At 63.1% G+C, this 26,727-nt stretch carries 27 protein-coding genes and 1 riboswitch; of the genes, 10 read left to right on the top strand and 17 right to left on the bottom strand.

The annotated features are described in order from the left end of the window. Positions 1 to 56 precede the first annotated feature (56 nt). Positions 57 to 179 (bottom strand): hypothetical protein, encoded by a 123-nt coding sequence (locus NKI69_RS22270; protein ID WP_023813668.1) that lies wholly within the window; start codon positions 177 to 179, stop codon positions 57 to 59. 238 nt (positions 180 to 417) lie between these two features. On the opposite strand from NKI69_RS22270, the gene NKI69_RS22265 reads away from it, so the two are divergent. The 6 genes from NKI69_RS22265 (at position 418) to NKI69_RS22240 (ending at position 6,489) form a co-directional block, all read left to right on the top strand. Next, a complete protein-coding gene (locus tag NKI69_RS22265; protein ID WP_023813667.1) occupies positions 418 to 1,185 on the top strand; it encodes a L,D-transpeptidase in 768 nt (255 codons plus the stop codon). A 99-nt stretch (positions 1,186 to 1,284) separates the two neighbouring features. Continuing rightward, complete coding sequence (locus tag NKI69_RS22260; protein WP_023813666.1) at positions 1,285 to 2,451, top strand: diphosphate--fructose-6-phosphate 1-phosphotransferase; 1,167 nt, start codon at positions 1,285 to 1,287, stop codon at positions 2,449 to 2,451. 44 nt (positions 2,452 to 2,495) lie between these two features. Next, entirely contained in the window at positions 2,496 to 3,215 is a 720-nt protein-coding gene (locus tag NKI69_RS22255) for an MBL fold metallo-hydrolase (protein ID WP_031213707.1), read from the top strand. 249 nt (positions 3,216 to 3,464) lie between these two features. Beyond that, on the top strand, positions 3,465 to 4,985 hold the full coding sequence (locus NKI69_RS22250; protein WP_352722538.1) for a DegQ family serine endoprotease: 1,521 nt from the start codon (positions 3,465 to 3,467) through the stop codon (positions 4,983 to 4,985). A 149-nt stretch (positions 4,986 to 5,134) separates the two neighbouring features. After that, positions 5,135 to 5,746, top strand: coding sequence for a sulfite oxidase-like oxidoreductase (locus tag NKI69_RS22245; RefSeq protein ID WP_023813663.1), 612 nt, complete (start codon positions 5,135 to 5,137; stop codon positions 5,744 to 5,746). Continuing rightward, the gene (locus NKI69_RS22240) at positions 5,743 to 6,489 is read left to right on the top strand and encodes an FAD-binding oxidoreductase (protein ID WP_023813662.1); all 747 of its coding nucleotides are present in this window, start codon (positions 5,743 to 5,745) and stop codon (positions 6,487 to 6,489) included. The genes NKI69_RS22245 and NKI69_RS22240 overlap by 4 nt, the downstream gene beginning before the upstream one ends. Positions 6,490 to 6,529: 40 nt before the next feature. On the opposite strand, the gene NKI69_RS22235 is transcribed toward NKI69_RS22240, so the two are convergent. The 8 genes from NKI69_RS22235 to NKI69_RS22200 form a co-directional block, all read right to left on the bottom strand. After that, complete coding sequence (locus NKI69_RS22235; protein WP_023813661.1) at positions 6,530 to 8,005, bottom strand: nucleotidyltransferase family protein; 1,476 nt, start codon at positions 8,003 to 8,005, stop codon at positions 6,530 to 6,532. Further along, positions 8,002 to 8,679, bottom strand: coding sequence for a glycosyltransferase family 2 protein (locus NKI69_RS22230; protein WP_023813660.1), 678 nt, complete (start codon positions 8,677 to 8,679; stop codon positions 8,002 to 8,004). The genes NKI69_RS22235 and NKI69_RS22230 overlap by 4 nt, the downstream gene beginning before the upstream one ends. Continuing rightward, positions 8,679 to 9,431: a glycosyltransferase family 2 protein gene (locus tag NKI69_RS22225; protein WP_023813659.1), complete on the bottom strand. Its 753-nt coding sequence runs from the start codon at positions 9,429 to 9,431 to the stop codon at positions 8,679 to 8,681. The genes NKI69_RS22230 and NKI69_RS22225 overlap by 1 nt, the downstream gene beginning before the upstream one ends. A 55-nt stretch (positions 9,432 to 9,486) precedes the next feature. Continuing rightward, positions 9,487 to 10,221, bottom strand: coding sequence for a glycosyltransferase family 2 protein (locus NKI69_RS22220; RefSeq protein WP_081734970.1), 735 nt, complete (start codon positions 10,219 to 10,221; stop codon positions 9,487 to 9,489). Positions 10,222 to 10,235: 14 nt separating this feature from the next. Continuing rightward, complete coding sequence (locus NKI69_RS22215) at positions 10,236 to 11,285, bottom strand: hypothetical protein (RefSeq protein WP_023813657.1); 1,050 nt, start codon at positions 11,283 to 11,285, stop codon at positions 10,236 to 10,238. A gap of 48 nt (positions 11,286 to 11,333) precedes the next feature. Beyond that, positions 11,334 to 11,765 carry a PqqD family protein gene (locus NKI69_RS22210; RefSeq protein ID WP_023813656.1) on the bottom strand — a complete coding sequence of 144 codons (432 nt, stop codon included), beginning with the start codon at positions 11,763 to 11,765 and terminating at the stop codon, positions 11,334 to 11,336. Positions 11,766 to 11,894: 129 nt separating this feature from the next. Beyond that, entirely contained in the window at positions 11,895 to 12,995 is a 1,101-nt protein-coding gene (locus NKI69_RS22205; protein ID WP_023813655.1) for an FAD-binding oxidoreductase, read from the bottom strand. Positions 12,996 to 13,020: 25 nt separating this feature from the next. Continuing rightward, the gene (locus NKI69_RS22200) at positions 13,021 to 14,268 is read right to left on the bottom strand and encodes an aromatic ring-hydroxylating oxygenase subunit alpha (RefSeq protein ID WP_352722537.1); all 1,248 of its coding nucleotides are present in this window, start codon (positions 14,266 to 14,268) and stop codon (positions 13,021 to 13,023) included. A gap of 115 nt (positions 14,269 to 14,383) precedes the next feature. Then, positions 14,384 to 14,585, bottom strand: a riboswitch (cobalamin riboswitch). A gap of 507 nt (positions 14,586 to 15,092) precedes the next feature. Between NKI69_RS22200 and NKI69_RS22195 the strand changes: the two genes are divergently transcribed. The 3 genes from NKI69_RS22195 to NKI69_RS22185 all read left to right on the top strand — a co-directional run bounded on the left by NKI69_RS22195 (position 15,093) and on the right by NKI69_RS22185 (position 15,868). Next, a complete protein-coding gene (locus NKI69_RS22195; RefSeq protein WP_013528268.1) occupies positions 15,093 to 15,290 on the top strand; it encodes a DUF680 domain-containing protein in 198 nt (65 codons plus the stop codon). Between the two features lie 71 nt (positions 15,291 to 15,361). Then, positions 15,362 to 15,562 (top strand): DUF680 domain-containing protein, encoded by a 201-nt coding sequence (locus NKI69_RS22190; protein WP_023813653.1) that lies wholly within the window; start codon positions 15,362 to 15,364, stop codon positions 15,560 to 15,562. Between the two features lie 69 nt (positions 15,563 to 15,631). Next, complete coding sequence (locus NKI69_RS22185) at positions 15,632 to 15,868, top strand: DUF680 domain-containing protein (protein ID WP_023813652.1); 237 nt, start codon at positions 15,632 to 15,634, stop codon at positions 15,866 to 15,868. A 77-nt stretch (positions 15,869 to 15,945) separates the two neighbouring features. Here NKI69_RS22185 and NKI69_RS22180 read toward each other — a convergent pair whose 3' ends face one another. The 5 genes from NKI69_RS22180 to NKI69_RS22160 all read right to left on the bottom strand — a co-directional run bounded on the left by NKI69_RS22180 (position 15,946) and on the right by NKI69_RS22160 (position 22,505). After that, positions 15,946 to 17,058, bottom strand: a complete 1,113-nt coding sequence (locus NKI69_RS22180) for an ABC transporter ATP-binding protein (RefSeq protein ID WP_352722536.1) — start codon at positions 17,056 to 17,058, stop codon at positions 15,946 to 15,948. Between the two features lie 25 nt (positions 17,059 to 17,083). Continuing rightward, the gene (bglA, locus tag NKI69_RS22175) at positions 17,084 to 18,748 is read right to left on the bottom strand and encodes a beta-galactosidase BglA (protein ID WP_352611613.1); all 1,665 of its coding nucleotides are present in this window, start codon (positions 18,746 to 18,748) and stop codon (positions 17,084 to 17,086) included. A gap of 4 nt (positions 18,749 to 18,752) precedes the next feature. Next, positions 18,753 to 19,907, bottom strand: coding sequence for a carbohydrate ABC transporter permease (locus NKI69_RS22170; RefSeq protein ID WP_352629896.1), 1,155 nt, complete (start codon positions 19,905 to 19,907; stop codon positions 18,753 to 18,755). 1 nt (position 19,908) lies between these two features. Beyond that, a complete protein-coding gene (locus NKI69_RS22165) occupies positions 19,909 to 20,922 on the bottom strand; it encodes a carbohydrate ABC transporter permease (protein ID WP_023813648.1) in 1,014 nt (337 codons plus the stop codon). A 227-nt stretch (positions 20,923 to 21,149) separates the two neighbouring features. Then, positions 21,150 to 22,505 carry an ABC transporter substrate-binding protein gene (locus tag NKI69_RS22160; RefSeq protein ID WP_127267791.1) on the bottom strand — a complete coding sequence of 452 codons (1,356 nt, stop codon included), beginning with the start codon at positions 22,503 to 22,505 and terminating at the stop codon, positions 21,150 to 21,152. A gap of 361 nt (positions 22,506 to 22,866) precedes the next feature. Between NKI69_RS22160 and NKI69_RS22155 the strand changes: the two genes are divergently transcribed. Beyond that, positions 22,867 to 23,889, top strand: coding sequence for a substrate-binding domain-containing protein (locus NKI69_RS22155; RefSeq protein WP_023813647.1), 1,023 nt, complete (start codon positions 22,867 to 22,869; stop codon positions 23,887 to 23,889). Positions 23,890 to 23,921: 32 nt separating this feature from the next. Here NKI69_RS22155 and NKI69_RS22150 read toward each other — a convergent pair whose 3' ends face one another. The 3 genes from NKI69_RS22150 to NKI69_RS22140 are packed head-to-tail and all read right to left on the bottom strand — an operon-like array spanning position 23,922 to position 26,582. Beyond that, entirely contained in the window at positions 23,922 to 25,361 is a 1,440-nt protein-coding gene (locus NKI69_RS22150; protein WP_023813646.1) for a S8 family serine peptidase, read from the bottom strand. Continuing rightward, a complete protein-coding gene (locus tag NKI69_RS22145; protein WP_023813645.1) occupies positions 25,351 to 26,019 on the bottom strand; it encodes a hypothetical protein in 669 nt (222 codons plus the stop codon). The genes NKI69_RS22150 and NKI69_RS22145 overlap by 11 nt, the downstream gene beginning before the upstream one ends. Next, complete coding sequence (locus tag NKI69_RS22140; protein ID WP_127320821.1) at positions 26,016 to 26,582, bottom strand: sigma-70 family RNA polymerase sigma factor; 567 nt, start codon at positions 26,580 to 26,582, stop codon at positions 26,016 to 26,018. The genes NKI69_RS22145 and NKI69_RS22140 overlap by 4 nt, the downstream gene beginning before the upstream one ends. Between the last annotated feature and the right edge of the window lie 145 nt (positions 26,583 to 26,727).

Genomic DNA, 26,727 nt, shown 5'->3' with positions numbered 1-26,727 from the left:
GACCCGGGAGAATGTAAAGAGGCGATTTCCCTGACTGCGCCAGCGGCAGATCGGTGTCAGTTCGCGCCGTTCAGCGTGCTCACAATATCGGCCAGGCTGACATTGGCACCGAGAGCGGTTGCCGCCGCGACAATGGCAGCGGCAAAAAGCTTGATGTCGGTTTTTAAGGTCTTGCACATGGGGGCCCCTCGCTGATGGTTCGAGGAGTAAAAAACGCCGGCGCCGGGAATATGACCCGACCGAGGTCTTTTTGTGCAGCAGCCTTCGTTCAAGCCCAGGCAAGAAGGTCGGACATCGTCAAGGCCATGCGCAAATGCAGGCTGTGCAAGGTCTTCACGCTTTATCAACCATGAATGATGAAAATGCCCGCTATCCGGCCGGACCGTGCTTCCCGCCGACAGCGTAGGGTCTGGGTATATGCGTGAGTTGCCGCAAGGTCTGACGCCGCCGCGAAATGGCGACGCAATCGAAACCGATCATCATCTTTCCCGCCGTGCCATCCTGTCCGGGGCAGGGGCGCTCGCGCTGCTGAGCGCCGCCGGTTGTTCGACCTCGGGCGGGGTGTTGCCGGCGCTCGAGCTCGACGACGTCACCACGGGTTCCGTGCGGCCGTTCCGGCCAAGCATCAGCGTCGACAAGAACATCACCAGCCCCGGCGTCATGTATGCCGGGCTGACCGACGGCGGCTTCAACGTGCCGGAAGTGCCATATCTGAAGGTCAAGCCGGAATTCCGCCGCCAGATCGTCGTCGACACGACAGGCGAGGCACCCGGCACCATCGTCGTCCATCTCAAGGAGCGCATGCTCTATCTCGTCCAGCCGGGTGGCGACGCCATTCGCTACGGCGTCGGCATCGGCAAGGATGGTTTCCGCTGGTCGGGTCGCGCCAACATCCAGTACGGCAGGGAATGGCCGACCTGGACGCCGCCGCCGGAGATGATTGCCCGCAAGCCTGAACTGGTGAAATGGCAAGCCGGACAGCCCGGCGGCCTCACCAATCCGCTCGGCGCGCGTGCCCTCTACATCTACCAGGACGGCAAGGACACCGGCTACCGCATCCACGGCTCGCCCGAATGGTGGAGCATCGGCCAAGCGATGTCGTCGGGCTGCGTGCGCTTGATCAACCAGGACATCATCGACCTCTACAGCCGCGTCTCCAAGAAAAATCCGGTCGTCGTCGTCTGACGCTATGCGGCGTGTTGGCGCCGCTCGAAACTCCCGTTGCGCGATGCGGCAAGACAGGCCAAGGTGCTTTGAAAACCATCGCGCCGGGAGAAATCAAGCATGGCTGGAACGTTTGTCATCGCGCAGGGCGGCGGCCCAACCGCCGTCATCAACCAGACGGTTGTCGGAGCGACGCTGGAGATCCGCAAGCGGCATCCCGGTGCCAAGGTGCTGGGCTCCATCCATGGCGTGCGCGGCATCCGTGACGGCAATTATGTCGACCTTTCCGCCATCCCCGAGGACCGGCTGCGGCTGATTGCCGGCACGCCGAGCGCCGCCCTCGGCTCGACCCGCGACAAGCCCGACGCCGCCTATTGCGATGTCATCCTCAACGGCCTGAAGAAGGCCGGCGCCGACGCCTTCATCTATATCGGCGGCAACGACACGTCGGGTACGCAGCAGATCCTGACCGATGCCGCCGGCGGCTCAATTGCCTTCGTCCATGCGCCAAAAACCATCGACAACGATCTCGAGGAAAACGACCACACGCCGGGCTTCATTTCGGCGGCCGAGTTCGTCGCCGGCGCCTTCCTGTCCGTCGATCTCGATTTTCGTGCGCTGCCCGGCATCTATGTCGGCATCGTCATGGGCCGGCATGCGGGCTTCCTGACCGCGGCCGCGGCCGCCTGGCAGCTCGACGCCGACAGCGGCCCGCACCTCGTCTACGTGCCCGAGCGCCCATTCTCAGCCGCCGGCTTCATCGACGACGTCCGTGCCACGCTCGATCGCCACAAGCGCTGCATCGTCGCCGTTTCGGAAGGCGTCAGCACCGCCGACGGCAAGGCCCTGGTCGAAAGCCTGGTGCCGCCGGACAAGCTCGAGCGCGACGCGCACGGCAACGTCAAATTGTCGGGCAGCGACCTGCCGGCCGCACTCGAGCGCGCGTTGGCGGAAGGCCTGCCGGGCAAGCGGGCCCGCGTCGATGCGCTCGGCTACATGCCGCGCGGCTATATCGGCGCCATCAGCGCGGTCGATGCGCAGGAGGCTTTCGATGCCGGCGCTTTCGCCGTCACCGTCGCCGAACAGGGCGGCGGCTCGGTGGCGCTTCAATATGACGGCACCAGAACGGTGCTGAAAAAGGTGCCGCTCAAGAACGTCGCCGGCAAGACCCGCCACATGCCGGATGACTTCATGAAGCCCGACGTCAATCAGCTGTCGGATGCCGGCATGGCCTATCTCAAGCGGCTGGTGCCGGAAAAGTACAAGGTCGGGAAGCCCTTCGTCTGATGCCCGGCTCAAATTTGATGTCAGGCTCACGCTTGATGCCAGTGATGCCGGGCTGGTTCAGCAGGAGCGTCGTCGACGACAAGACGACGATGCTGACCGAGCCCTTCGTGCATGCCTATGTTCGGGCCAATATCTGGCATCTGCGCGGTCGCGATGCCGACCTGCTCGTCGACACCGGCATGGGCATCTGTCCGCTGGCGCCGCAGATCGAGCCGGCGGACGGCAAGCCGCTGCTGGTCGTCGCCACCCACATCCATCTCGACCATGTCGGCTCGCTGCATGAATTCCCGTTGCGGGCCGGGCCAAGGATGAGCGCGGAACAATTCGAGAGCATGGATGAGGCGGCGACCTACGCCTACATGTTTCATGACCTCGAGGGTGCCGTCTCGAAACTGCCGGCGCCCGGATGGAAGTCGGCCGACTACAGGATCCCGCCCGCGCCCTTGACGCGAACCCTGGACGAGGGCGATGTCGTCGATCTTGGCGACTGGCAATTTCGCGTGCTGCATTTGCCGGGCCATTCACCGGATTCGATCGCGCTGTTCGACGAGGTCGACGGCCTGTTCTTCAGCGGCGATGCCATCTACGACGCCATGCTGATCGACGACCTGCCGGATTCCGACCGAGCCGCCTATGTCAGCACGATGCAGCGCCTGCTCGACTTGCCGATCCGCATCGGTCACGGAGGACACGGACCGAGCTTCGACGGCAAGCGCATGCGCGAGATTGCCACGGCCTATCTCGAGCGAACCGCCGGTGGCTGAGGCTCCAGCGAGGCAGCAAGGCGGGGCCCGACGACTTTGCGACGCTGCCGCCGTGCGGATATTAAATCTTCGTAAGGTCGCCCTAAAACCCTAAATCGGGCGAATCCGCGCCCTAGATGCAAGGCCGTCGATCCGGTTGGCTGCCATGTAGGCGAGACGGGCAATTGCGACCTCGACACGCCGATGACCGATTTTCCCCGCACGGGAGAGGCCACGGCGCTGGATCAACTCTCGCCCGGACAAACGACCATGTCAGATATCCTTCGTAGGCATCGCGTCGCGGCCTTGCTGGGCGCTGCGCTGATCATATCCCCCTTCGTCATGTCTTTCGCCCAAGGCGAGGGCAACACTATTCCGACGACCCAGACGCCTGTCGCCGGCATCACCGCGCCCAATGGCTCGTTCGCACCCATCGTTGCCGCCGACAAGCCGGCGGTGGTGACGGTCACCACCGTCATGAAGGCACAGCCTGAAACGATGAGCGATGCCTCTCCTTTCGACGGCGGCTCGCCTTTCGATGACTATTTCCGCCAGTTCTTCGGTGACCAGGGCATGCCGACGCCCAAGACGCCGCCACAACAGCAACCGCAGCGCGCCGAGGCGCTGGGTTCCGGCTTCATCGTCGGCGCGGATGGTACCATCGTCACCAACAATCACGTCATCGATGGCGCCTCTTCGATCAAGGTTACGCTCGACGACGGCACCGAACTTCCGGCCAAGCTTGTCGGCCGCGATGCCAAGAACGATCTCGCCGTACTCAAGATCAAGTCGGACAAACCCCTGCCGACAGTCAAATGGGGCGATTCCGACAAGCTCATGCCAGGCGACCAGGTGCTGGCCTTCGGCAACCCGTTCGGCATCGGCACCACCGTCACGGCAGGCATCGTCTCGGCGCGCGGCCGTGACCTGCATAGTGGGCCTTTCGACAATTTCATCCAGATCGACGCGCCGATCAACCACGGCAATTCCGGCGGCCCGCTGGTGGATGTCGCCGGCAATGTCGTCGGCATCAACACGGCGATCTATTCACCCAATGGCGGCAGCGTCGGCGTCGGTTTTGCCATTCCGTCGGGCCAGGCCCAGAAGGTGGTCGCCAAGCTGATGAAGGGCGGCTCCATCCAGTACGGCTATATCGGCGTTCAGATCCAGGAGGTGACGCCGGATGTCGCGAGCGCCATCGGGCTCGACCATTCCGGCGGTGCGCTGGTTTCAGAGGTCAACGACGGTTCGCCGGCGGCCAAGGCCGGCATCGAGACGGGTGACGTCATCACCAGCTTTGCCGGGCAGGACGTGAAGGATCCCAAGGACCTGTCGCGGGCGGTCGCAGATGTCGCGCCGGGCGCCCGGGAAACGGTCGATGTCTGGCGCAAAGGCAAGCCGATTCGGATTTCCGTCGATGTCGGCCAAAACAGCGCCGATGCGAGGACCGCGTCGCTGGACGACGGGTCCGACGCGCCGAGCGCCGGGCGCGCTCCGGCGATAGGGCTCGGCTTGATGGATATAACACCCGACATTCGCCAGCAGATGAACCTTGCCGGCAAGCAGCACGGCGCGGTGGTTGCCAGCGTCAACCCCGACAAAGCGGCCGCCGCTTCCGGAATACAGGCCGGCGACATCATCGTTGCCGTCAATCAGGTGCCGGTCAAGAATGCCAGGCAGGTAACCCAGGCGATCGCCTTGGCCGGCAAGTCCGGCAGGAAATCGGTGCTGTTGCTGGTCGAGCGTGGCGACGCTCAAATGTACATCGCGGTGCCTTTCGCCAATGGCTGAGAAATGGCGTTGACGTGCACGCGGAGCGGCAGGTCCATCGGTGACGGTCCCGCCGGTCTCCGCCCGTCAAGATTTAGGTTGCCCGTCACGACATCTTCGAGAACATTGCGTCAGGCCGATAGTGGCCTGATCGCATGGGGATTGCCGCTATGGTCACCCGAGGTTTCTCTTCAGGACGGCGCCCGCCAACCGATGGCGATGCCCGCATCCCGCCAGGCCAGTATCTAGAACAGGGTTTCCCGGTGCTGTCGGCCGGTCCGACGCCGCGCGTGCGTACCGAGGATTGGTCTTTCACGCTGAAACACGGGCCACGCCCGATCAAGAAATGGAACTGGACCGAGTTCAACGCGCTGCCGATGACCAAAATGACACGCGATATCCATTGCGTGACAGCATGGACCAAATTCGACACGCCGTGGCAGGGTGTGCTGGTCGACGATATCCTTGCCGATGCGGGGGTCGAGCCGCCGACCGGCTTCACGTTGGCGCACGCGTTCGACGGCTACACCACCAACGTGCCGGTCACGGATCTCACCGCCGGCAAGGCCATGGTGGCGCTGCTCTACGAAGGCAAGCCGATCACACCGGACCATGGCGGCCCGGCAAGGCTGCTGGTGCCGCATCTTTATTTCTGGAAATCGGCCAAATGGTTGAACGGCCTGCAATTCACCACGCGCGACGAGCCCGGTTTCTGGGAATTGCGCGGCTACCACATCTATGGCGACCCATGGCGCGAGCAGCGCTACACGGATGATCCATGAGCGATGCGGCAGCAGTGCAGTCGCCCTGGCAAACAGCCAGCATCGTCCGCATCGAAAAGCGCACGCCGCGTGTCACCAGCTTCTTTTTCCAGCCGTCTCGGCCCTTCGCCTATCGCGCAGGGCAGCATGTCGACGTCAGGCTAACGGCGCCGGACGGCTATCAGGCGCGCCGCTCCTATTCCATCGCCTCCGCGCCCGAAACGCATGGCGTAATTGAACTGGCGATCGAAAAACTCGACGATGGCGAGGTCTCGCCCTTCTTCCACGAGGTCGCGGCAGTGGGCGATGAAATAGAACTGCGCGGGCCGCTTGGCGGGCATTTCGTCTGGCCCGAGGATGAGAGTGGGCCGCTTGTTCTGGTCGGCGGCGGTTCGGGCGTCGTGCCCTTGATGTCGATGCTCCGCCACCGCGCCGCACGTAATTCAGCGGTGCCCGTCGTCCTGGTCTTTTCGGTCCGGGTCTGGGACGAAGTGATCTTTCATGACGAGCTGATCGTTCTCGATGAGCGCCAGGACGGCTTCGACCTGGTGCTGACACTGACCCGCGAAGCTGCACGCCGTCCAGCCGACTATGCGCGGCGGGTGGACGTCGCGATGATGGTGCAAGCCATGACGCGGCTGCCGGAGCCGCCTGGCATCGCCTTCGTCTGCGGCTCCAACGCCTTCGTTTCCGCGGCCGCCCAGGCACTGATCGATGCCGGCGTTGCAGCCGAAATCATTCGCACCGAACGCTACGGAGTGTGAACCGACGCCGCCTTTCGAGAAAGGTTCGTCGGATTCGCCGTTAGCCAACCGGCGAGAAATCCGCCGACAGCAGCTCGAAGGGTAAGGCGCCATAAGCAGCCACCGTGGCCGCGTCGTTCCATTCACGAAACTGCCGCGACGGTCGCGCCTCTAGCGTCCAGGCAGCTCGCGCGCCGTCGAGCATCACCTTGCCGCGAAAATGCAGCACGCGTTCCCTGCCGGATCGGCTGATGGCCATGGCGCGCAGGCGAGCGATATGCTCGCCACCGTCATTGATCTCCATTTCGATGCGGCGCCGGACCGGCGGAACGCCGATCCTGACGGTGATATCGAGCATCATGTCGCCGGTGGTTTGCGGACAGGCGATGGCCTGCGAAAACATCAGAGGCGCCGATGCTGCTTGCGGCTTGCGCGCGGCCGGTCTGCCGCGCCAAGGTTTGGCGGGTGGCTCCTGTTGCAACCGGCCCTTCTTCCGCTTCAGGCGCAACTGCTTGGCAAGCCCGCGCGACAGCCAGACCAGGCCGCCGAAATCCGTGCGCGGCTTGGCTTGCAGAACCGACGACCAACGCGACAAGCCAGCTCCGTCGGCCATCTCCAAGATTCTGACCATTGTCGATTCCGGCACCGGAATGCCGATCTCGAACGCCAGATAGGATAGCGCCACCGCCGCTGGAACCGCCAAGCCGCGTCTGCCGACGATGTCGAGGAACATGTCCCAATCGACCTCTTCGCCATGGATGGCGACCGCGCAGTCGACAAGCCAGTCGCTGTGGGTGTGGGCGTCGAGGCCGCCATGGGCGATGGCCAGGGCCATGCGATCGGCCGGCGACGGCACGAAGACCGCGACGCCGCTGAATTCGGCTGGGACCGCCCGTTGCCAGATCGCCAGGTCGTCTTCCGCGCTCGTCTGCGACCCGTCATAGCCGAGCTGGTGCAGGTCGATGTCACCGAAACGGCCCTTGAAGAAGTTCATCGACCGCAGCGACGCCAACCGGGTTCGCAGATATTGCGCGCTGACGCCCGAGGCGATCTGCCAGTCGCGGTCGCGCAAGATGTCGAAGACGGCAGCCATGTCGCGCGGGCGCACCAGTATATCGATGTCGTGCGCCACCCGGCCACGCTGCGCCGACGCGTTCAAGGCAATGCGGCTGGCGCCCTTGATCAGCATGATGTCGGCGCCGCCGTCTGCCATCGCCTTCAGCGCCGGTTCGGCCTCGCGCATCGCCATGCGCGACTTCGTCCACAGCATCTTCTGCAGGCCGACGAGGCGCGGATGCGCGGTATGCCCGGCCAGCTTCCTGCCGAACCTGTCGGAGATGGCGGCGAGCAGGCGATGTTCTCGAAACGAGACGAGATCGATGTCGTTCTCGTCCAGCCAGCGCGCGGCGCAGGCAGCGGCTGCGTCCTCGTCGGAGAGCAGCGCCGCCTTTAGCAACAGGTCCAGCTGGCCGGTGGGCCACGACCAGCCATAGTCCGGGAAGCGGCGGCCGATGCGGCGAACGGGCCTGGCGTTCAATTGGAGCCTGCCTTGTTCCGGGCGCGCCGCTGCATGGCGAGCCTTGCGACCTGGAGATAGCCCCGGTCGCGTGCCGGATCGCGGCCGTAGGAAAGGCTGCCCGGACGGATGCGGCGCAATGCAAGCACGTCGTCGAGCATGGCAAGGGCAAGGCCTGCCTCACGAACCCGGGCGATCCAGTCGATCATCTCGCCGCGACCGCCTGGTGGGTCGATGATGGGACCGATGCGTGGCACCACCTCCTGGCGGATCATCATCGTCGTGCGCGACCAGCCAGCTTCACTGGTCGCATCGGGCAAATCGGGGCTGTCGCCGCGAAACGTCCGCCAATGCGTAAAGACGCCCGCTGTCCCGGGATGACGGCCGAGATAGGCCAGCTGCTTTTCGACCTTGTCCGGCAGCCACAAATCGTCGGCATCGAGCGTCGCGATGAGCGGCGTCGAGAGTGCCGCAATGCCACGGGTCGTTGCGCTGCCAGGTCCGGCATTGTCCTGTCGCAGCACCGTCACCGGCAGGTTCATCGCATCGATCACCGCAGCCGTATCGTCGGTTGAACCGTCATCGACCACGACGATGGCCTCCGCCTTTGCCGTCTGGGCCAGAACGGAGTTCAGGGCCGCGCCTATGGTGGCGGCCGCGTTGAAAGCCGGAATGACGACGCCGTAGCCTGCCATCAAAGGAACCGCCACTGCGCGAGATCCTTGAAGTCGAAGATCCCCTCCACCCGGCGCAAGCTGGGATCGGCCTTGCGACGCTTCATCGACTTGTGAATGGCGCGCATGAACTCGCGAAAGGGCACATCGGCTTCCTTGGTCATGTTGCCGGGATGACGCCTGTAATAGAGAGCCACCGTATCGGGCATAACGTATTTTGCCTGGCTCTCAAAGATACGCAACAGATAGTCGGTGTCCTCGGCCTGTTTGAAATCCTCGTCGAAACCACCGGTGCGCTCGATGAGGTCTCGCGCAAAGATCCCGGCGGACAGGTGGATCCCTCGCACGGTTATGGAGTGGCTGTCGGCGGCCGGTTCCAGCGTCTCTCCATCTATCTTGTCTATCAGCGTCATGCGCGAATAGGTCAGGTCGAGGCCCGGATCCTCTTCGAAGCAGGCGAGATCCGCCTTGAAGCGCCCTGTCGGGGAGATGTCGTCCGAATCGAGAAACGACACCAGGCCGGTCTGCGGCAGCAACTGCTTCAGCCCGGCATTGCGCGCCTTGGTGACCCCGCCATTGACCTGCTGGAAAAGACGAATGCACGGGGCGTCGTCGATCAACGACCGCACGACGGCCGCAGAGCCATCGGTCGACCCATCGTCGATGACGATGATGTCGAGATCGATGTCTTCGCGCTGCCTGAGCAGCGAGCGCAGCGCCAGGCCAACGAACTGTTCGCGATTGTAGACCGGCATGATGACGCTCAGCCTCATTGGCGTCTCCAGCAGCGTTCCGGGCTTGGCTGATCCGACCCGATTGTGTCGAGCATCATAGCATTCGCCAATCGGCGGGACTCTTCAATTCGAAGATGCCCTGGACCTCACGCCGTGACGGATCGGCCTTGCGCCGCCGCATCGACTTGTGGATTGCACGCAAATGGTTGCGGACCCTGCCGCTATGCTCCTTGGTGACATTTCCGGCGTGGCGTCGGTAGTAGATCGCGACCGCGTCCAACAATTCGTAGTTCGGTCCCGCCTCGAAAACGCGCAGCAGATAGTCGGTATCCTCAGCCTGCTCGAAATCCTCATCGAACTCGCCCGTCCGGCGGACAAGCCCTCTGCTGAACACGGCGGCGCTCAGCGAAATTCCCCGAAGCGTCATCGTGCGGCTGTCGACTGCCGGTTTCAGCTGCTCATCGTCGATCCGGTCGACCAGCGTCATCAGCGAATAGGTCAGCTCAAGCCCGGGAGTAGCCTCGAAGCGGGCGAGATCGGCCTTGAACCGTCCGGCCAGCGAGATGTCGTCCGAATCCAGGAATGACACGAACTCCGCATCCGGCGGCAGTTGCCGCAGCCCGGCGTTGCGCGCCCTGGCTACGCCCATGTTGGATTGCTGGAACAGTCGGATGCAGGGGTTTTCGCGCATCATCGAGCGCACGGCCTCAGTAGAGCCGTCGGTCGAGCCGTCGTCGATGACGATGATATCGAGATCGGCGGCGTCCCGCTGCCGCACCAGCGAGCGCAATGCCGAAACGACATAGCGCTCACGGTTGTAGACGGGCATTATCACGCTCAGTTTCACGAATCGCCCCGCGCGAGAAAGTCCGCAATCGTGCCGGCTATCTCCTGAGGCTGCGTCCCCAGCGACAGACGATAGCACGGCAGCAGGCGGGTCAGGTCGCTGAAGAAGCGAAAGCCGCTCTCCCGCTCGCCCGGCATCTGCGCTATGCCGGACGGCGCCAAGGCAATCATGGCATCCCTGCGCGACACCGGCACGATTGAACTTGCCTCGCCTCCGCCGATATGTGGCACCACCAGCGCAACGATGTCCAGAGTTTCGGGCACCGGCCGAGGCGCGATGTCATCAATGTGAAAAGTATGCTTGCCTTGCCAGTTGAGCGGACCATGGGCCTTCAGCCGGTGCTTCAGCCCAAGCCGCGCGAACCCCTGGGGATCCTGCTTGAGCGTTGAAAACAACGGGCGGGCAGTCACGCCGTTGGAGAGGTCGACCAGCACATAGTCGTCGCCGACGCTGTCCAACCCGTGGAGAAGGCCGGCGGCGACGGTCCCGGATTTCCCGGCGCCGCCCGCGCCGGCCAACAGCACGCCCTTGCCATTGGTGCCGAGCGTCCCCGCATGGGCCAGCCGCATGCCACGTGCCGCATATTCCCAATGGAGGAAGGGGCGCAGCGGCGCTCCCGGCTCCCACGGTGGAAAGACATCGGCCGAGGCCATCAATTGCACGCCAACGCGACGTTGCGGATCATAGAACTGCCAGAAATCGAGATCGTGGAAATGGTTGCCGCGCAATCCTGCTTCCGCCAGTTGGGTGGCGAAGCCATGCTGCGTGAAGGGTCCCTGGCCCCAACTGGCCGGTACCGCGATGCCGTCAATGCCGGGATGCGCGACGAAGATGCGGCAGATGTCGGCAGGCGTTCGGCTGCCCGGAGCCGTGACAAAGCCATGAGCGAAGGCATCCGCCAACGCGCCGGCACTCACATGCGCGGTCAGATCCAGATGCGGCAAGCCCACCTTGCAAGTCAGTGGATAATGCGCGGCGCTGCTCTCCGCTTGTGCCAGGACATGACGTGCGTAGTCAGCCAGGTTTTCGAGAGTGACTTTCGGCATGATTTGCCTGTTCCGGAGCTGTCCGGCAGCGAGAACCTAGTGGGCGGCTCAGTTGGCCTGCTTTACCGCCGGCCAGCCGAGGGGCTCCTCGACCTCGTGGATGGGATCGACGACGATGAGATCGGCGAGATCATCATGGATATCGACCTTGAGGGGCTCTCTGGCAGCGGCGAGCTGAGCCAGAAATTCGCTGGAAACCGGTCTTGCCACGCCATCGGTTACGGCCGCCAGCAAGCCGAATTCGAGCAATTGTGAAACAAAGCCGTCAATCGCGGCGGCATCGAGGGCGCCAATTCCGGTCGCGGCGCCGACCAGTTCGGAGGCAGGCACGCCGGACGACAGTGCATCCCAAAGCCTGCTGCCTGAATCAGAAAAGCCGAAATATTTGCCCGTGGTCAGGTCAAGAACGACGGCTTCGCCGTCGAAGGATTCAAAGACGATATCCTTGCTGGCAATGGCATAGATGCCGGATTGTCGCATATTTGCTCCCCCGCCGAGCAGGCCGCGGAGATGATCTTCGGGCCTTACGGTCAACCCCACCGTTGCAGGCGTCTAACCATTTGCAGGGTTTTTGGCAAGATGGCGCAGGCTCCGGGCGAGCGCAGCCGGTCACGCTTCGATTTCAAGCGCCGAAAGCGGCTTCGAGCAACAGGCGAGGATAAAGCCGTCCTCGATTTCGTGATCGAGGATGCCGCCATTGTGACTCATCTCGACGTCGCCCGCGACCTTCCTCACCTTGCAGGTGCCGCACAGGCCGAACTCGCAGGCGGCGGGAATCCGCACCCCAGAGGCGCGTGCCGTCTGCAGCACGGTCTGGCCGGCGACGCATTCGGCATCGACATCGGAAAGCGAGAACCGGATTGGTGTCACGGCCTCGACTGCAGCAGCGGCGCCGTCTTCCGCCGGCGGCGAGAACGGCGCCGGGATCTCCTCCACGGCAGGCGCCGCGAAGCTTTCCTGATGGTATTTCGCCATGTCGAAGCCGGCGGCTTCCAGCATGCCGCGCACGGCGCGCATGAAGGGATCGGGGCCGCAGCAGAAGATCTCGCGCTCGCGGAAATCGGGCGCCAGCAATGGCAGCCGGATCGCGTCGATGCGGCCCATATGGCCGAACCAGCCCTCGCGGCTCGACCGCTCCTCGATCATGAAGCCGAGCGACAGGCCGGGCATGCGGCTGCCGAGCAGCTCGAGTTCCTTGCGGAAAATGATCTCTTCCGGGCGGCGCGCGCAGTTGACGAAGCCGACATCGGTCCATGGCGCGCAGTCGTTCAGCCAGCGCAGCATCGACATCATCGGCGTCACGCCGGAGCCGGCCGAAATGAACAGATATTTGGCCGCCGGGTGGCTGTGCAGCGAGAAGTCGCCGGTCGGCCCATAGGCCTTGACGTGCGAACCGGGCGTCAGATGGTCGAACATCCAGCGCGTACCGGTGCTGCCCGCCTGCGCCTTGACCGTCACCGCGATCGAGAACGGCCGCGACGGCGAGGACGACAGCGTGTAGGTGCGCATCAGCGGCCCGTCCGATGTCGGCAATTCCAGCGTCACGAACTGGCCCGGTTTGTAGCGGAACCAGGTCTGGTTGTCGGAGCGGAAGGTGAAGGTCTTCACGTCAGGCGCTTCGTCACTGACGCCGATCACTTCCAGCACCTGCAGCCTGTCGTTCCAGGGCGTCATCTGGTCGAGATGGCGATAGAGGCCAAGGTCCGTCATCGCATTCATCCTCTTGTCCCCTGGGCTAGGCGACGCTGCGCAGGGCCGGCCGGTCGCCTTCTGCAAGGCGCGGTCCGATGAACGACGCGTACCACTCGACGAACTGGATCACGCCGCCCTCATGCAGCTCCGAATAGGGGCCTGGTTCGTAGGCCGGCGACAAGATGCCGAAGGCGTTTTCCTCGACGATGCGACGGTCCTGGTCGTTGGTCTCGGTCCAGACATGGGTGAGCTCAGCGAGATCGTAGTCGACGCCTTCGACCGCATCCTTGTGGACGAGCCATTTTGTCGTCACCGCGGTTTCCGTGGCACTGATCGGCAGCACGCGGAAGGTGACGGCATGGTCGCCGAGGATATGGTTCCAGGTTGTCGGATAATGATAAAGCAGCAAGGAGCCGATGCGGTCGGTTGAAACGCTGTCGGACAGGTTCTTCTGGACCGCCCGTTTTCCCGTCATGGTGTAGCTGACGGCATCGCGCAGCAGCGGCGCGCGGGTGGCGCGGTACTGCCCTGCCGGATCGATGCGGAATTTGCTCGGCAGGCCTGATGCCTCGCATTTGGCCCAGTGCGCGACCATTTCAGGGTCGCTGTCGGCGCCGTTGACGCCGGTCACGGTCGGAGCCTCGGGGAAGGTCTTGCACAGCTCAGGATGATTGGCGGCGCAGTGATAGCACTCGCGGTTGTTTTCCCAGACCAGCTTCCAGTTGCCCTTCTCGACGATCGTGCTCTCGAAGGCGATCTTTGCTTCACGCAACCGGTGCGGCAAAAGATAGGGTTCGATCATCGCCCGCATCGGCGCGAAATCCGCCGGCTCCTTGGCCAGACAGATGAAGATGTAGCCGCCGACGCTCTCGCAGGCGACCGGCTTCAGGCTTAAATCACTCTTGTCGAAACCGTCGGCCATCTGGCGGGCAAACAGCAGGCGGCCGTCCAGCTCATAGGTCCACTGGTGATAGGGGCAGACGAGCTTTGCCGCCGTGCCCTTCTCCGTGTTGCATACACGGCTGCCGCGATGGCGGCAGGAATTGTGGAAGGCGTTGATCTTGCCGTGCTGGTCGCGGACAAGGACCACCGGATAGTCGCCGATCTGCACGGTGATGTAGCTGCCCGGCTTCGGCAGTTCGCAATCATGGCCGATGAACAGCCAGTCGCGATACCAGATCAGCTCCATGTCGAGCTTGAAGTAGTCCGGATCGGTGTAGAAGGGCTGCTCCAGCGAAAAGCCTTGCCGGCGCCCCTTCAGGAGCCTCAGCATGTCGTTGCGGGTATCCATGTCCTGTCCTCGTTTCTAAGGACTGAACTGGTGGTGATGGAGGAAGGATTGAAACGCAGGCCGGCTAGGTGCCAGACATGCGCTATCCACCTCTTGACCGCCCACCGCGATCAGTCGAGTCTAACAATCTCGGGCTGGTTTCCGGGCTCTGGAGTTGTCCTTGCGGACCATCGCGACACCTTCCCAGGCAGTTGCCCAGTGGTCTCCCGTTGCGACTTGAACTCCACCACCGTTGCGGGGGCAGCGCCGGATTCTGACCGGCTTCCCAATTCTCCGCCTCGTCGTCACGAAGCGGCACCTGAGATGGTATGATCTAACCACGATCGGGGGCGCGCCGTCGGCATGAAAACGACATCGTATCCATGCGGCGCGACACGGCCTGCGAACGTTCCCGCAGACCGTCGCGGGCTGAAATCCACCTCCCGGATGACCATTTTGCCGGCTGCGATATCCCCGAATCGGACCCCTTGGCGGGGTCAAAAAAGGTTAACGGTTTCGAAAAGTGACTATTAGCTCGATCTAAAATCGAACCGAACGGTTCGTTTCTGTTGACGGTGCGTGCAGGAGGGTGTGAACGCTGGGCCTCTGAAACAGTCAGTGATCCATCCAGCGGTTACACTTAACATGCTGATTTAAAGAAGAAAAATATACCCGTAGATTCCCTTGGCACAATTTCAAGGTGTGGATTCATGGTCCACACGGAACAACTTCGTGATTGGAAAAGGCGGGGTTGCCCTCCCACATCGGGGCTGTCCGAACGACGCGATTTCATTTCCAAGACACGCCGCTAGACGGACGGAAAAAGACGATACTGGAGTACAAAAATGAAAAAGATCATTCTCACTGCCGCAGCCCTTCTGGCCATTTCCGGCAGCGCCTTCGCTGGTAGCGACCACTACGGTTCGAACGCCGCGGCAGCCACTGCTGTCGACAGCTCGTACACCGCTTCGACCAAGAAGTCGGAACCGGCTGCTCAGGCGCCTGCCCAGGGTGCTGACCGCAACCTCTTCGGCAACAACTAACAGCCGATTCCCAGTCGACGGCGGGCTCGCCCGCCGCCCTGGCGAAATTCAGACATTCAGGAGTATTTAAGATGAACAAGATCCTCATTGCTGCCGCCGCCGTTCTGGCCATCTCCGGCAGCGCTTTCGCCGGCAGCGACAACTACGGTTCGAACGGCTCTAACCAGCCTGCCGCCGCAGTGGACCAGTCGTACACGGCTTCCACCAAGACCTCGGAACCGGCTGCCCAGACGCCCGCTCAGGGCAGCGACCGTAACCTCTTCGGTCGCTAACAGCCAATTTCGCAAGCGACGGCAGCTGTGTCTGCCGTCCTGGCGAAATCCAGAATTCAGGAGATTAAAATGAACAAGATCCTTATTGCTGCCGCCGCCGTTCTGGCCATCACCGGCAGCGCGTTCGCCGGCAGCGACAACTTTGGCTCCAATGGCGCCAATCAGCCTGCGGTTACTTCGGTTGACAGCGCGCATACGAGCTCGGTCCGCAACAGCGGTGGCCTCGTCGAGAAGCTGCTCAATTCGTCGGGCGACGTGGAGAAGTCCGCCCCTCAGGGCAGCGACCGGAATCTCTTCGGCCGTTAACAGCCGAAGCTGATCTTCTACAAAAGAGCGGCGGGCCTAGCCCGCCGCTCTTTTTGCGTCCAAGACGCGGTCCTGCCTCAGGCCGCCTTCGCTTCAGCCTCATGAAGGGCAAACGACCGTCCGTCAGCGTCGAAGATATGCAGGTCCTCGCCATTGGCGCTCAGCCGCAACGTCGAACCACGCTTGACCTCGACATTGCCGGGCAGCTTGGTCACCAGCGGCAGGTCGGCGCGACCGATGTCGACATAGACCAGCTGAACCTCGCCGAGCTGCTCGAGATAGTCGACCGTCCCCTCGAACAGATAGTCCGCGCCGCTGGCGATGATCAGGTCCTCCGGCCGCACGCCAAAGCTCACCGCAGCACCCTTCGCCGAAGCCGGCGTTGCGATCGGCACGGTTGCCTTGCGTCCGCCGACATGGCTGACGACGGTCGGATTGCCTGACTTGTCGATGGTCGCGGGCAGGATGTTCATGGCCGGCGAGCCAATGAACTGGGCAACGAACAGATTGCCGGGCTTCTTGTAGAGATCCATCGGCGTGCCGACCTGCTCGATATGGCCGTCCTTGAGCACCACGATGCGGTCGGCCAGCGTCATCGCCTCGACCTGATCGTGGGTGACGTAGATCATGGTCGTGTTGGGCATCGATTCCTTGAGCTTGGCGATTTCGATGCGGGTGGCGACGCGCAGCGCGGCGTCGAGGTTCGAAAGCGGCTCGTCGAACAGGAACACCTTCGGATTGCGCACGATGGCGCGGCCGATGGCGACGCGCTGGCGCTGGCCGCCTGACATCGCCTTGGGCAGGCGGTCGAGATATTTGGTCAATTGCAGGATCTCGGCGGCCTGACGCACACGGCGGTCGATCTCGGCCTTGTTCTCTTTGCCGATCTTCATCGAGAACGCCATGTTGTCGTAGACGGTCATGTGCGGGTAGAGCGCGTAGGACTGGAACACCATGGCGATGCCGCGCTTCGACGGCGGCACGTCGTTCACCACTTCGCCGGCTATTCTAAGCTCGCCGGAGGTGATTTCCTCGAGCCCGGCGATCGATCTCAGCAATGTCGACTTGCCGCAGCCCGACGGGCCGACGAAGACGATGAACTCGCCCGACTTAATATCGAGGTCGATGCCGTGGAGAATGTTCAGATTGCCGTAGGACTTCTTCACTTGTCTTAGCGTGACATCGGCCATTTGGTTTCCTCCAGTGATTGGAAATTCAGTCGAGACGCCCGAACCAGGCGCCGTAGCCGCCAAGCTCGATGGAACCGCTGTTCGCCTGCCCCGAAAATCCGTGCCCGGGCAGAGGTTGCAGCGATCGGCCGCCAAGGTCAACCTTGGCCGGCCCGGCTCCCAGATTGAAGACGCAGACGATCTGCTCGTTGCCTGCGCGGCGCGTGAAGGCGACGGTATCTCCCTCACTTTCGATGAAATTGATGTCGCCCTTGGCGAGCGCCGGATGGGCACGCCGGAAGGTGAGAAAGCGTCGGTAGTGCTCAAGCAGCGAAGCCTCGTCGCCCTGTTGGACATTGACCGCTTGCGCTAGATGCTTGGCCGGCACCGGCAGCCAGGGCTTTGCTGGGGAGAAGCCGCCATTCTTGGCGCCGCCATCCCACACCATCGGTGTGCGGCAGCCGTCGCGGCCCTTGAATTCCGGCCAGAAGCGGATGCCATAGGGATCCTGCAAATCCTCGAATCGCAGCTCTGCTTCACCGAGCCCAAGCTCCTCGCCCTGATAGATGCAGACCGAACCGCGCAGGGACATCAGCAGCGCCGAGATGACCTTGAGATAGGCTGTCGGGTCGGCCTCATTGGCCGCCCAGCGCGAGGCCGGGCGCATCACGTCATGGTTGGAAAAGGCCCAGCACGACCAGCCGTCGCTGGCGACCTTGCCGAAGGATTCCAGCACCGAGCGAACCTTGCCCGCGCTGATCTTTTCCGGCGCCAGGAAATCGAAGGAGTAGCACATATGCACGCGCTTGCCGCCGGCGGTGTAGGCGGCAACCACTTCAAGCCCGCGCTGCGAATCGCCGACCTCGCCGACCGCTGCGGTTGCCGGATATTCATCAAGCAGGGCACGGAACCGTTCGAGGAAGCCGAGGTTCTCGGGCCGGCTCTTGTCGTAGAGATGGTCCTGGTAGTTGTAGGGGTTGACCGCCGGCGCGGTCTGGTCGTTGCGCTCTTCCGGCGGCAGCGGCGGATTGTTTTCCAGGCCCTGGCTGTGGAAGTAGAAATTGATGGTGTCGAGCCGGAAACCATCGACGCCGCGCTCCAGCCAGAAGCGGGTGACGTCGAGCAATGCGTCCTGGACTTCGTGGTTGTGGAAGTTGAGGTCGGGCTGTTCGGCCAGGAAATTGTGCATGTAATATTGCTGGCGGCTGGTGTCCCATTGCCAGGCCGAGCCGCCGAAGATCGACAGCCAGTTGTTGGGCGGCGTGCCGTCCGGCCTGGCGTCTGCCCAGACGTACCAGTCGGCTTTCGGGTTGCTGCGGCTCGACCGGCTTTCCTTGAACCATGGGTGGTTGTCGGCGGTGTGCGACAGCACCTCGTCGATCATCACCTTCAAGCCCAGCCTGTGCGCCTCGGCGGTCAGCGCGTCGAAATCGGCCAGCGTGCCGAACATCGGATCGACATCGCAGTAATCCGATACGTCATAGCCGAAATCTTTCATCGGCGACTTGAAGAACGGCGAAATCCAGATGGCATCCGCGCCGAGTGCGGCGATGTAGGGGAGGCGGCCTATGATGCCCTTGAGATCTCCGATGCCGTCGCCATTCGAGTCCTGATAGCTGCGCGGATAGATCTGGTAGATCACCGCGCCCCGCCACCAGTCGCGATCGATGGCGAGGTCAGGCTTCGAGCTGGCCTTCAAAGCGGATTGCATCGTCTCAGCCTCCTTTCACCGAGCCGGCAAGCAGCCCGCGGACAAAATAGCGCTGCAGCGAGAAGAACACGATCAGCGGCACGATTATGGTCACGAAAGCCGATGTCGTCAGAATCTCCCAGTCGCCGCCGCGTGAGCCCAACAGCGCGTTGAGCTTGGCGGTCAGCACGATCTGGTCCGCCTCTGTACCGAGGAAAACCATCGCCACCAGCAGATCGTTCCATACCCACAGGAACTGGAAGATGGCAAACGAAGCCAGCACCGGGAACGACAGCGGCAAGACGATCTTGACGAAGATCTCGAAATCGCTGGCGCCGTCGATGCGCGCCGATTCCATGATTTCGCGCGGCAGGCCGGCAATGTAGCTGCGCAGCAGGTAGATGGCGAAGGGCAGGCCGAAGCCGGTATGCGCCAGCCAGATGCCGAGATAGGTCTTCGACGGCATGCCGAAGAACGAGCCGACGCCGTTGTAGAGTTTCAAAAGCGGGATCAGCGACATCTGCAGCGGCACCACCAGCAGACCGATGATGACAGCGATCAGCAGCGCCCGGCCGGGAAACCGCATCCAGGCCAGTGCATAGGCGGCAAAGGCGGCGATCAGGATCGGGATGATTGTCGCCGGGATGGTGACGGTCAGCGAATTCATGAACGACCGTCCGATGCCCTCGGAAAACAGCACCGTTTTGTAGTTGTCGATGGTGAATTTCGGCGGCGCCGACGAGGCATAGTAGACGCGCTGGCCGCGATCGCCTTCGAACGCCTTGGGCGACTGCATGATGAAACCGCCGTCGGCGTTGAGCTGCAGGGTCACGCCATCGCCGAGATCGGCTGATGTGCCGGCGGGATATTGCGTCGGTGCCGCCGATTTGACGCCGAAGGCGCTGATGTCGCGCTTGGCGCCGTCGCCGAAGATATTGCCCTCGAGGAGGAACTTGCCGTCTTTCTCGACCTGCGCCGAGGCGGGCGGCAGCCGGCCGGCTTCCGTCTGGGTGGAACTGGCGAACGAGTTCCACCATCCCGAGGCGATGATCTGGTTCTTGTCACGCAGCGATGAAACCAGGATGCCGAGCGTCGGTATGGTCCAGATCGCGACGAAGATGAGCACGGCGATGTGGACGCCAAAGCGGCTGGCGAAGGAATTTCCGGTCGCGACGGCCATCTCAATGTCCTCCCGTCTCTTTGTTCGCCTGGCGGATGTTCCAGACCATGATCGGAATGACCGCGATCATGATGATGATGGCAATGGTGGCGCCGCGGCCGAAATCGCCGCCGCCGCGGAACATCCAGTCGAACATCAGATTGGCCAGCACCTGGCTGTTCCACTGGCCGTTGGTCATGGTCAGCACGATGTCGAACACTTTGAGCACCAGAATGGTGATCGTGGTCCAGACCACGGCGATGGTGCCCCAGATCTGCGGCACCATGATCTTCCAGAAGATCTGGAACGGATTGGCGCCGTCGATGACAGCGGCTTCCAGCGTTTCCTCGGGGATGCCGCGCAGGGCGGAAGACAGGATGACCATGGCAAAGCCGGTCTGGATCCAGATCAGGATGATCATCAGGAAGAAATTGTTCCAGAACGGCAGCGATATCCAGACCTGCGGTTGGCCGCCGAAATGCTGGATGATGGCGTTGAGGATGCCGATCTGCGTCTGGCCTTCGCCCCGATACTCGTAGATGAATTTCCAGATGACGCTGGCGCCGACGAAGGAGATCGCCAGCGGCAGGAAGATCAGGCTCTTGGCGATCGTGCCCCACCAGATCTTGTCGGTGAGCACGGCGATGATCAGCCCGAGGAAGGTGCAAGCTGCCGGCACCACCGCGAGCCAGATGATGTTGTTGAGGATCGAGTTGCGGAACTCGCGATCGCCGAACGCCCATTCATAGTTCGCCAGGCCGACGAAATTGATGCCGCTGCGATCGAGGAACGACAGCCGCAGCGTCTCGACCACCGGATAGATCAGGTAAATGGTGAGGATGATCATCGCCGGACCGACGAACAGCCATGGCCGGACCAGCCCTTGCCGGCGCAGATTGTCGATGGCCGCGGCACCGGCGACGCCGCGTGACGGGAATATCAGGTCGACCAGCCTGTTGGCGCCCCAGAAATAGGCGACGCAACCGCCGACCCCGATGATGATGACAGTTATGGCCGAGAAAATCTGAGCCGCCATGGGTCCCTCTCCCCCTGCGCATGATCCGACAAGGAATGACCTTGGTGACGGGGACCAGGCGCCGATTCAGTTGTTTGGAGCACGTCATCGGCGGTTTGCGCACATTGCCGATCGCGCTTCATGTCAATGCGCTCATGACGAAAGGCTGCGGCACGGGCCGCCGTCGGATCCGGGCCAGTAGGGCCCGGACCCAGTGCGAGAATGGTTGGTCGCTTACGTGCCGGCCGCTACTTGATCGCGTCCCAGCTCTTCTGGATGTCGGTGGCGACGTCCTGCGCCGACTTGCCGCCGACCAGGTCGATCATGCCGGTCCAGAAGGCGCCGGCGCCGATCTTGCCCGGCATCAGGTCGGAACCGTCGAAGCGGAAAGTCGAGGCATTGGCGAGGATTTCGCCCTGCTTCTTCAGCGCGTCGCTGGCATAGGCATCCTTGTTGACCGACTTGAGCGGCGTCACGAAGCCGCCTTCGGCCATCCAGATCTCGTGGGCGAGCGGCATCTTCAGGAATTCGATGAACGCGCGCGCACTCTTGCTGTCCTTGGTGATCATCGCCAGCGTACCGGCGCCGAGCACGGGCGTGCCCAGTTCAGGCTTGGAGGCATAGGGCGGGAAGTAGAAGAAGTCCGCGTCCTGGCCGACCTTGGTGCCTTCCGGGAAGAAGGTCGGGATGAACGATGCCTGGTGGTGCAGGTAGCATTTCGGCGGCACCGAAAAGAGACCCTTCGGACTGTCGCGGAAATCGGTCGCCGCAACCGCCTTGGCGCCGCCGTCGACCATCTTGTCGTCGGTCGCGATCTTGCCGAATATGTCGATGGCGTTGACCACCGCCGGATCGTTGAACGGAATCTCGTTCTTCACCCATTTGTCGTAGACCTCCGGAGGCTGGGTGCGCAGCATCAGGTCTTCGACCCAGTCGGTCGCCGGCCAGCCGGTGGCGCCGCCGGAGCCGAGGCCGATGCACCAGGGCTTGCCGCCATCGGCGATGATCTTCTTTTCGAGATCGGCGAGTTCTTCCTGGGTCTTCGGCACCTTGTAGCCGGCTTCCTCGAAATTATCCGGCGAGTACCAGACCAGCGACTTCACGTCGGCCTTGTAAGGGAAGGCGAAGAAGCCCGGCTTGCCGTCCTTGTCCTTGAAGGTGCCGAGATCGACCCATGACTGGCCGGCGCCATAATTGTCCTTGACCCATTTGGCGGTGTCGTCACCGAGTGGCGTCAAAAGGCCCTTCGATGCCAGATCCTGGATCAGGCCCGGCTGGGGCAGCACGGCGATGTTGGGCGGGCTGCCGGCCTGTGTGTCGATGACGATCTGCTGCTCGTAATTCTCCGAGGAGGAGTATTTGATCTCGACGCCGGTGGCTTCCGAGAAATAGTCGAGAACGCCGCGCACCAGGCCTTCGTCCTCGCCGCGCCACGGCCCGAAGATCGACAGTGTCTCACCCTTGAGGTCGACTTTCTTGAGTTCTTCGTAGTTCGCCCAGTTGAAGCGCTTGTCTTCGCCGGGCTTGAACTTCAGTTCGGCCTGCGCGGGCGCGTTCAGGGCGAACGTGGCAAACGCAGCACCCAGCAAAAGCATTTTCTTCATCGGTATTCCTCCCAGTGGGTCTCACACACCGGACGGAACCTCCATTCCGCCCGCCGACGCCGCAGGACTGTGACTCAGTCGGAAAGGAACCGCAACCTTTCGAAGAGTCTTCCAAAGCGCTTTGGCTTTTTTGATCACGCCATTGAATTGCCAGGAAGTCAAGAGGCTGGCGAATTAATCGATTTAGGTTCGCGCATCTTAACTCCCGAAAGTGCGCTGCAGCATACTATTATGGCGATGCAGCAGCAATTTTTGTTTCAAACACGCCCAAACCGCGTCTATGGTTCGGCTTGTATGGCTCGGCCTCGGTGGCACTTGGGTCGATTCAATTTAAAAGCGCTTTGAGGGAATGGAGACTTTCGTGAACCTCAAGCAGCTCGCCCACATGCTGGCACTTTCGCAAACCACGGTAAGCCGCGCTCTGAACGGCTATCCCGAGGTCAACGAGGAAACGCGCAGGCGTGTCATGGATGCCGCCAAGCGCCATGGCTACCGTCCCAACCCGAGCGCGCGCCGGCTGGCGACCGGCAAGACCGGCATGATCGGCTATGTCCTGCCGACCGGTGCGTCCGTCGACATCGATCCGCATTTCGTCGAGTTCCTGTCCGGTCTTGGCGACTATGCCCGCTCGCACGAGCTCGATCTTGTGCTGTCGCCGGCCGACGCCGACGACCAGGAAACCACCTACCGGCGCATCGTCGCCAACCGGCAGGTCGACGCCGTCTACATCTCCTCGCCGCGGCCCGTTGACCGGCGCGTGGCGCTGGTCAACACGCTCGGCATTCCCTTCATCGTCCATGGCCGCAGTGAGGGCTTCGACTTCGACTATGCTTTTACCGACATCGACAATGAGGGCGCCTTCCACGAAGCGGCCAGGCTGCTGATCCAGCTCGGTCATCGGCGGCTGGCGCTGATCAATGGTGACGACCGCGAGACCTTCGCCATCCATCGAGAACGCGGCGTGCGCCGGGCGCTTGCCGCGAGCGGACTGACATTGAGCGAACGCCATGTCTGCTCGGTCGATATGACCGAGGAGAACGGCTATCGCGCCACCAGGCGCTTGCTGGAAGAGGACGACGCGCCGACCGCGATCGCCTGCTCCAGCCTGATCATGGCGCTGGGCGTCGTGCGTGCGGTGCGCGACCTCGGCCTGAGCATTCCGGGCGACGTGTCGCTGATCGCCCATGACGATGTCTTCCCCTGGCTGAGGCCGGAGAATTTTTCGGTGCCGCTGTCAACGACGCGTTCATCGATCCGTCTGGCCGGCGCCCGTGTCGCCGAGCGGCTGGCGGCACGGATTTCCGGCCTGGAGGAGGGCGCTCGCGGCGAGGTCTGGCCGGTCGACCTGGTGGTTAGGGGATCGGTGGCGGGGGCGCCTGTTTAGAACTGTCTCCCGAAGCGCTGCAAGCGCCGACCTTACTCCTTCGCAGCCCCTGCCGCCTTGATGTCCAGCAGCCCGTAGCCGAAATCATTGTCGCGTCCCTTTGGGCCGAGATCCCTGGCCGTCGCCGCGAGCGCTTTCTCGATGTCGTCGGCCGAACGATCAGGCGCGGCATGGATGAGATTGGCGATGGCGCCACTCACGATCGCCGCCGCAAACGAGGTGCCTGTGACCACGTCCGAACCGCCGCCGCTCGGCGCCACCATCTCGACGCCGGGCGCCGAGATGAAGACATAGGCGCCGCGATTGGCCTGCGGCATCAGCCCATCCTTGGCGTCGGTGGCGGTGACTGCGATGACACCATCGAAGGCCGCCGGATAGCCATAGGGCGCCTTCGGCCCGTTGTTGCCGGCTGCGGCGACCAGCACCATGCCGAGTGCGCGGGCATTGCGGCAGGCGACGCCGAGCAAATCGTTCTTCGGCCCGACGAAGCTCATATTGATGATGCGCACGTCCTGTTCCGCCGCCCAGTCGAGCGCCGACAGGATGACGTCCATGGTCGACTTGCCGCCCTCGAAGGCGCGGGCGTGATAGATTTTTGCGCCCGGCGCCATGCCTTCCAGCACGCCGACGCCGGCGATCAGCCCGTCGATCGACGTGCCGTGATCGCGCTTTTCGATCGGCACGTCGGGCATGGCGTCGAACTGCCCGGCAATGACGCCCGACAGCGCCGGGTTGGTGTCGTCGATGCCGGTGTCGATCACCGCGATGCGAACGTTTTCGCCGCTGGCCTGTTTGGAATCGAGCGCGATATGATCGAACGCATAGTTGACGATGCCGGCGGCCTGCTGCAGCGAATACACATGATTGGGCTCGCGCCGCTGTGTGCGGCCGTCGGCGGCCAGTTGCGCCAGCACGACGCCGACGGGCCGGCCGTCGGGAATGCCGAAGCGCACCAGCGTGGTGCCAAGCAGCCGCGACTGGCGCTGCGAGCGCACCTGCAGGCCGAAGGAGGCGGCGATCTGCTGCACGGCACCGGCATCGCCGTCGACGGTCACCAGCACCTCGTCGGGCACGAAATCGCCGACCACGGCGCGCCGCGGCTGAACGGCGATGAGATCGGTCGGCGAGACGATCGGGCCGCCAGGCGGGGGGCCGGCTTGAGTATCGGCAGGCAGCGTCGCGGGTGCCGGCCGTGGCGTCGGCACAGGGGTCGGAGGCGCCTCCGGGTTGGGAAACAGGTCGACGATCAGCGCCGGCAGGAAGACGGCGCCGGATTGGCCTGCGTCCGATCCGCCCTTTGTGTCATTGCCGTTCTTGGCGCAGTCGGCTCCCGCCGCATTGGTCCCGTCGCGGCAGTCGATTTTGGTCTGGTCTGGATTGGGGTCGTTGGTCTGCGCCGACGCGGGCACGGCGACGATTGTCATCGCCGCCGCAAGGATTGCCGCAAATCGAATGACTGCCTCAGCCGCCATCAACGGGTTTCCTTCCCTCGATCACAGTTTCCGTGAAAGCCTGGGCGGCAACAAGGCCGATTTGCTTGTTGTAGTCGGCAGCGGTCGGGGCCGGAATGCCAAGCCGGAACACGCCGTCGGCGGTCGGTCCGCCGATGATCTTCAGCCCGTTGCTGCCGAGGAAGGCGGATATGTCCGACATGTTGGCATCCGGCTTGAACTTGACCAGGGCGAACGGCATTTTCGCCGGATCGTTTTCCGCGCCGGCAATCTCGAAATCATTGCCTTTGCCGCCGGGTTCGACAAACGACTGCACCATGACCAGGGCCAGCAGAACCGCGGCTGCCGCCCAGGCGACACCGACCGGCACCGCCATGAAGCGGCCCCAGGCCTGCGCCAGCCAGGACGATCCTGCCGGCTTGCGCGCAGGCCCGGCCTCGGCGTCGAGTGCCTTGGCAAAGCGGCTGAGCGCATCGGCCGGCGGCCGGATTGCTTCGTTGGCGGCCGTGGCGCCGGAGAATTCGGCTTCAGCCTCACCAAGGGCGGCAAGTGCGGCCGGATCGCTGGCCAGCCATTCCTCGACCGCTTCCAGATCGGAACCTTCCAGCGAGCCGTTCAGGTAGAACGGCAGCAGCGTTTCCATTTCGTCGCGGCGCGACATCTTTTCAGCGGCGCTCATGGCCACCCCCTGTCGTAACCGGCGGCCTTGAGGGCCTCGCCGAGTTTCTTGCGGGCGTAGAACATCCGGGTCTTGACGGTGGCGACCGGAATGTCGAGCACCTCGCCGATCTCGCTCACCGACTGTCCGTGATAATAGGCAAGATCGATGACGACGCGATGCTCTTCGGGCAAGGCATCCACGAAGCGCCGCAGGGCGGCGGCCTTGTCTTCCTTCATGGTGACGACTTCCGGCGTGTCGGCGCCGTCGGGCACCGCGGCGGCGGCCTCGTCGTCGATCCAGTCTTCCTTCTTCTTGCGCAGAAAGGACAGCGCCTTGAAACGGGCGATGCCGAGCAGCCATGTCGAGACTTCGGAGCGCCCTTCGAACCCCGGCGCCTGGCGCCACAGCTCGAGGAAGACTTCGTTGGCGATATCGTCGGCCATCATTTCCGATCCCGTCTGGCGCGCCACGAAGCGGTAGACCCGCGCGTGGTGACGCATGAACAGGAGCCGCACGGCGGCACGGTCGCCCTTCGCGACCCGGTCGACGAGAGCGCGATCGGTCTCCGTCGCTGCCGTCATGGCCGGTCGAGCCGCCTGGCTCCTGTCTGCTCTGTCGCTGATCGGTCCAAAAAGGTTCATCCTCCGCCAAGGAATTTTTAGGAGGCTAACCGAAGAGCGGGGCGGTTGCCAGAGCATCCCTTCTCCCCGTCACTATACGGGGAGA

The organism is Mesorhizobium sp. M0491 (assembly GCF_040321265.1).
Taxonomy (GTDB): Bacteria; Pseudomonadota; Alphaproteobacteria; order Rhizobiales; family Rhizobiaceae; genus Mesorhizobium.
The sequence above is the reverse complement of the archived record's forward strand: the minus strand, read 5'-3'. Positions and strand labels throughout refer to the sequence as shown.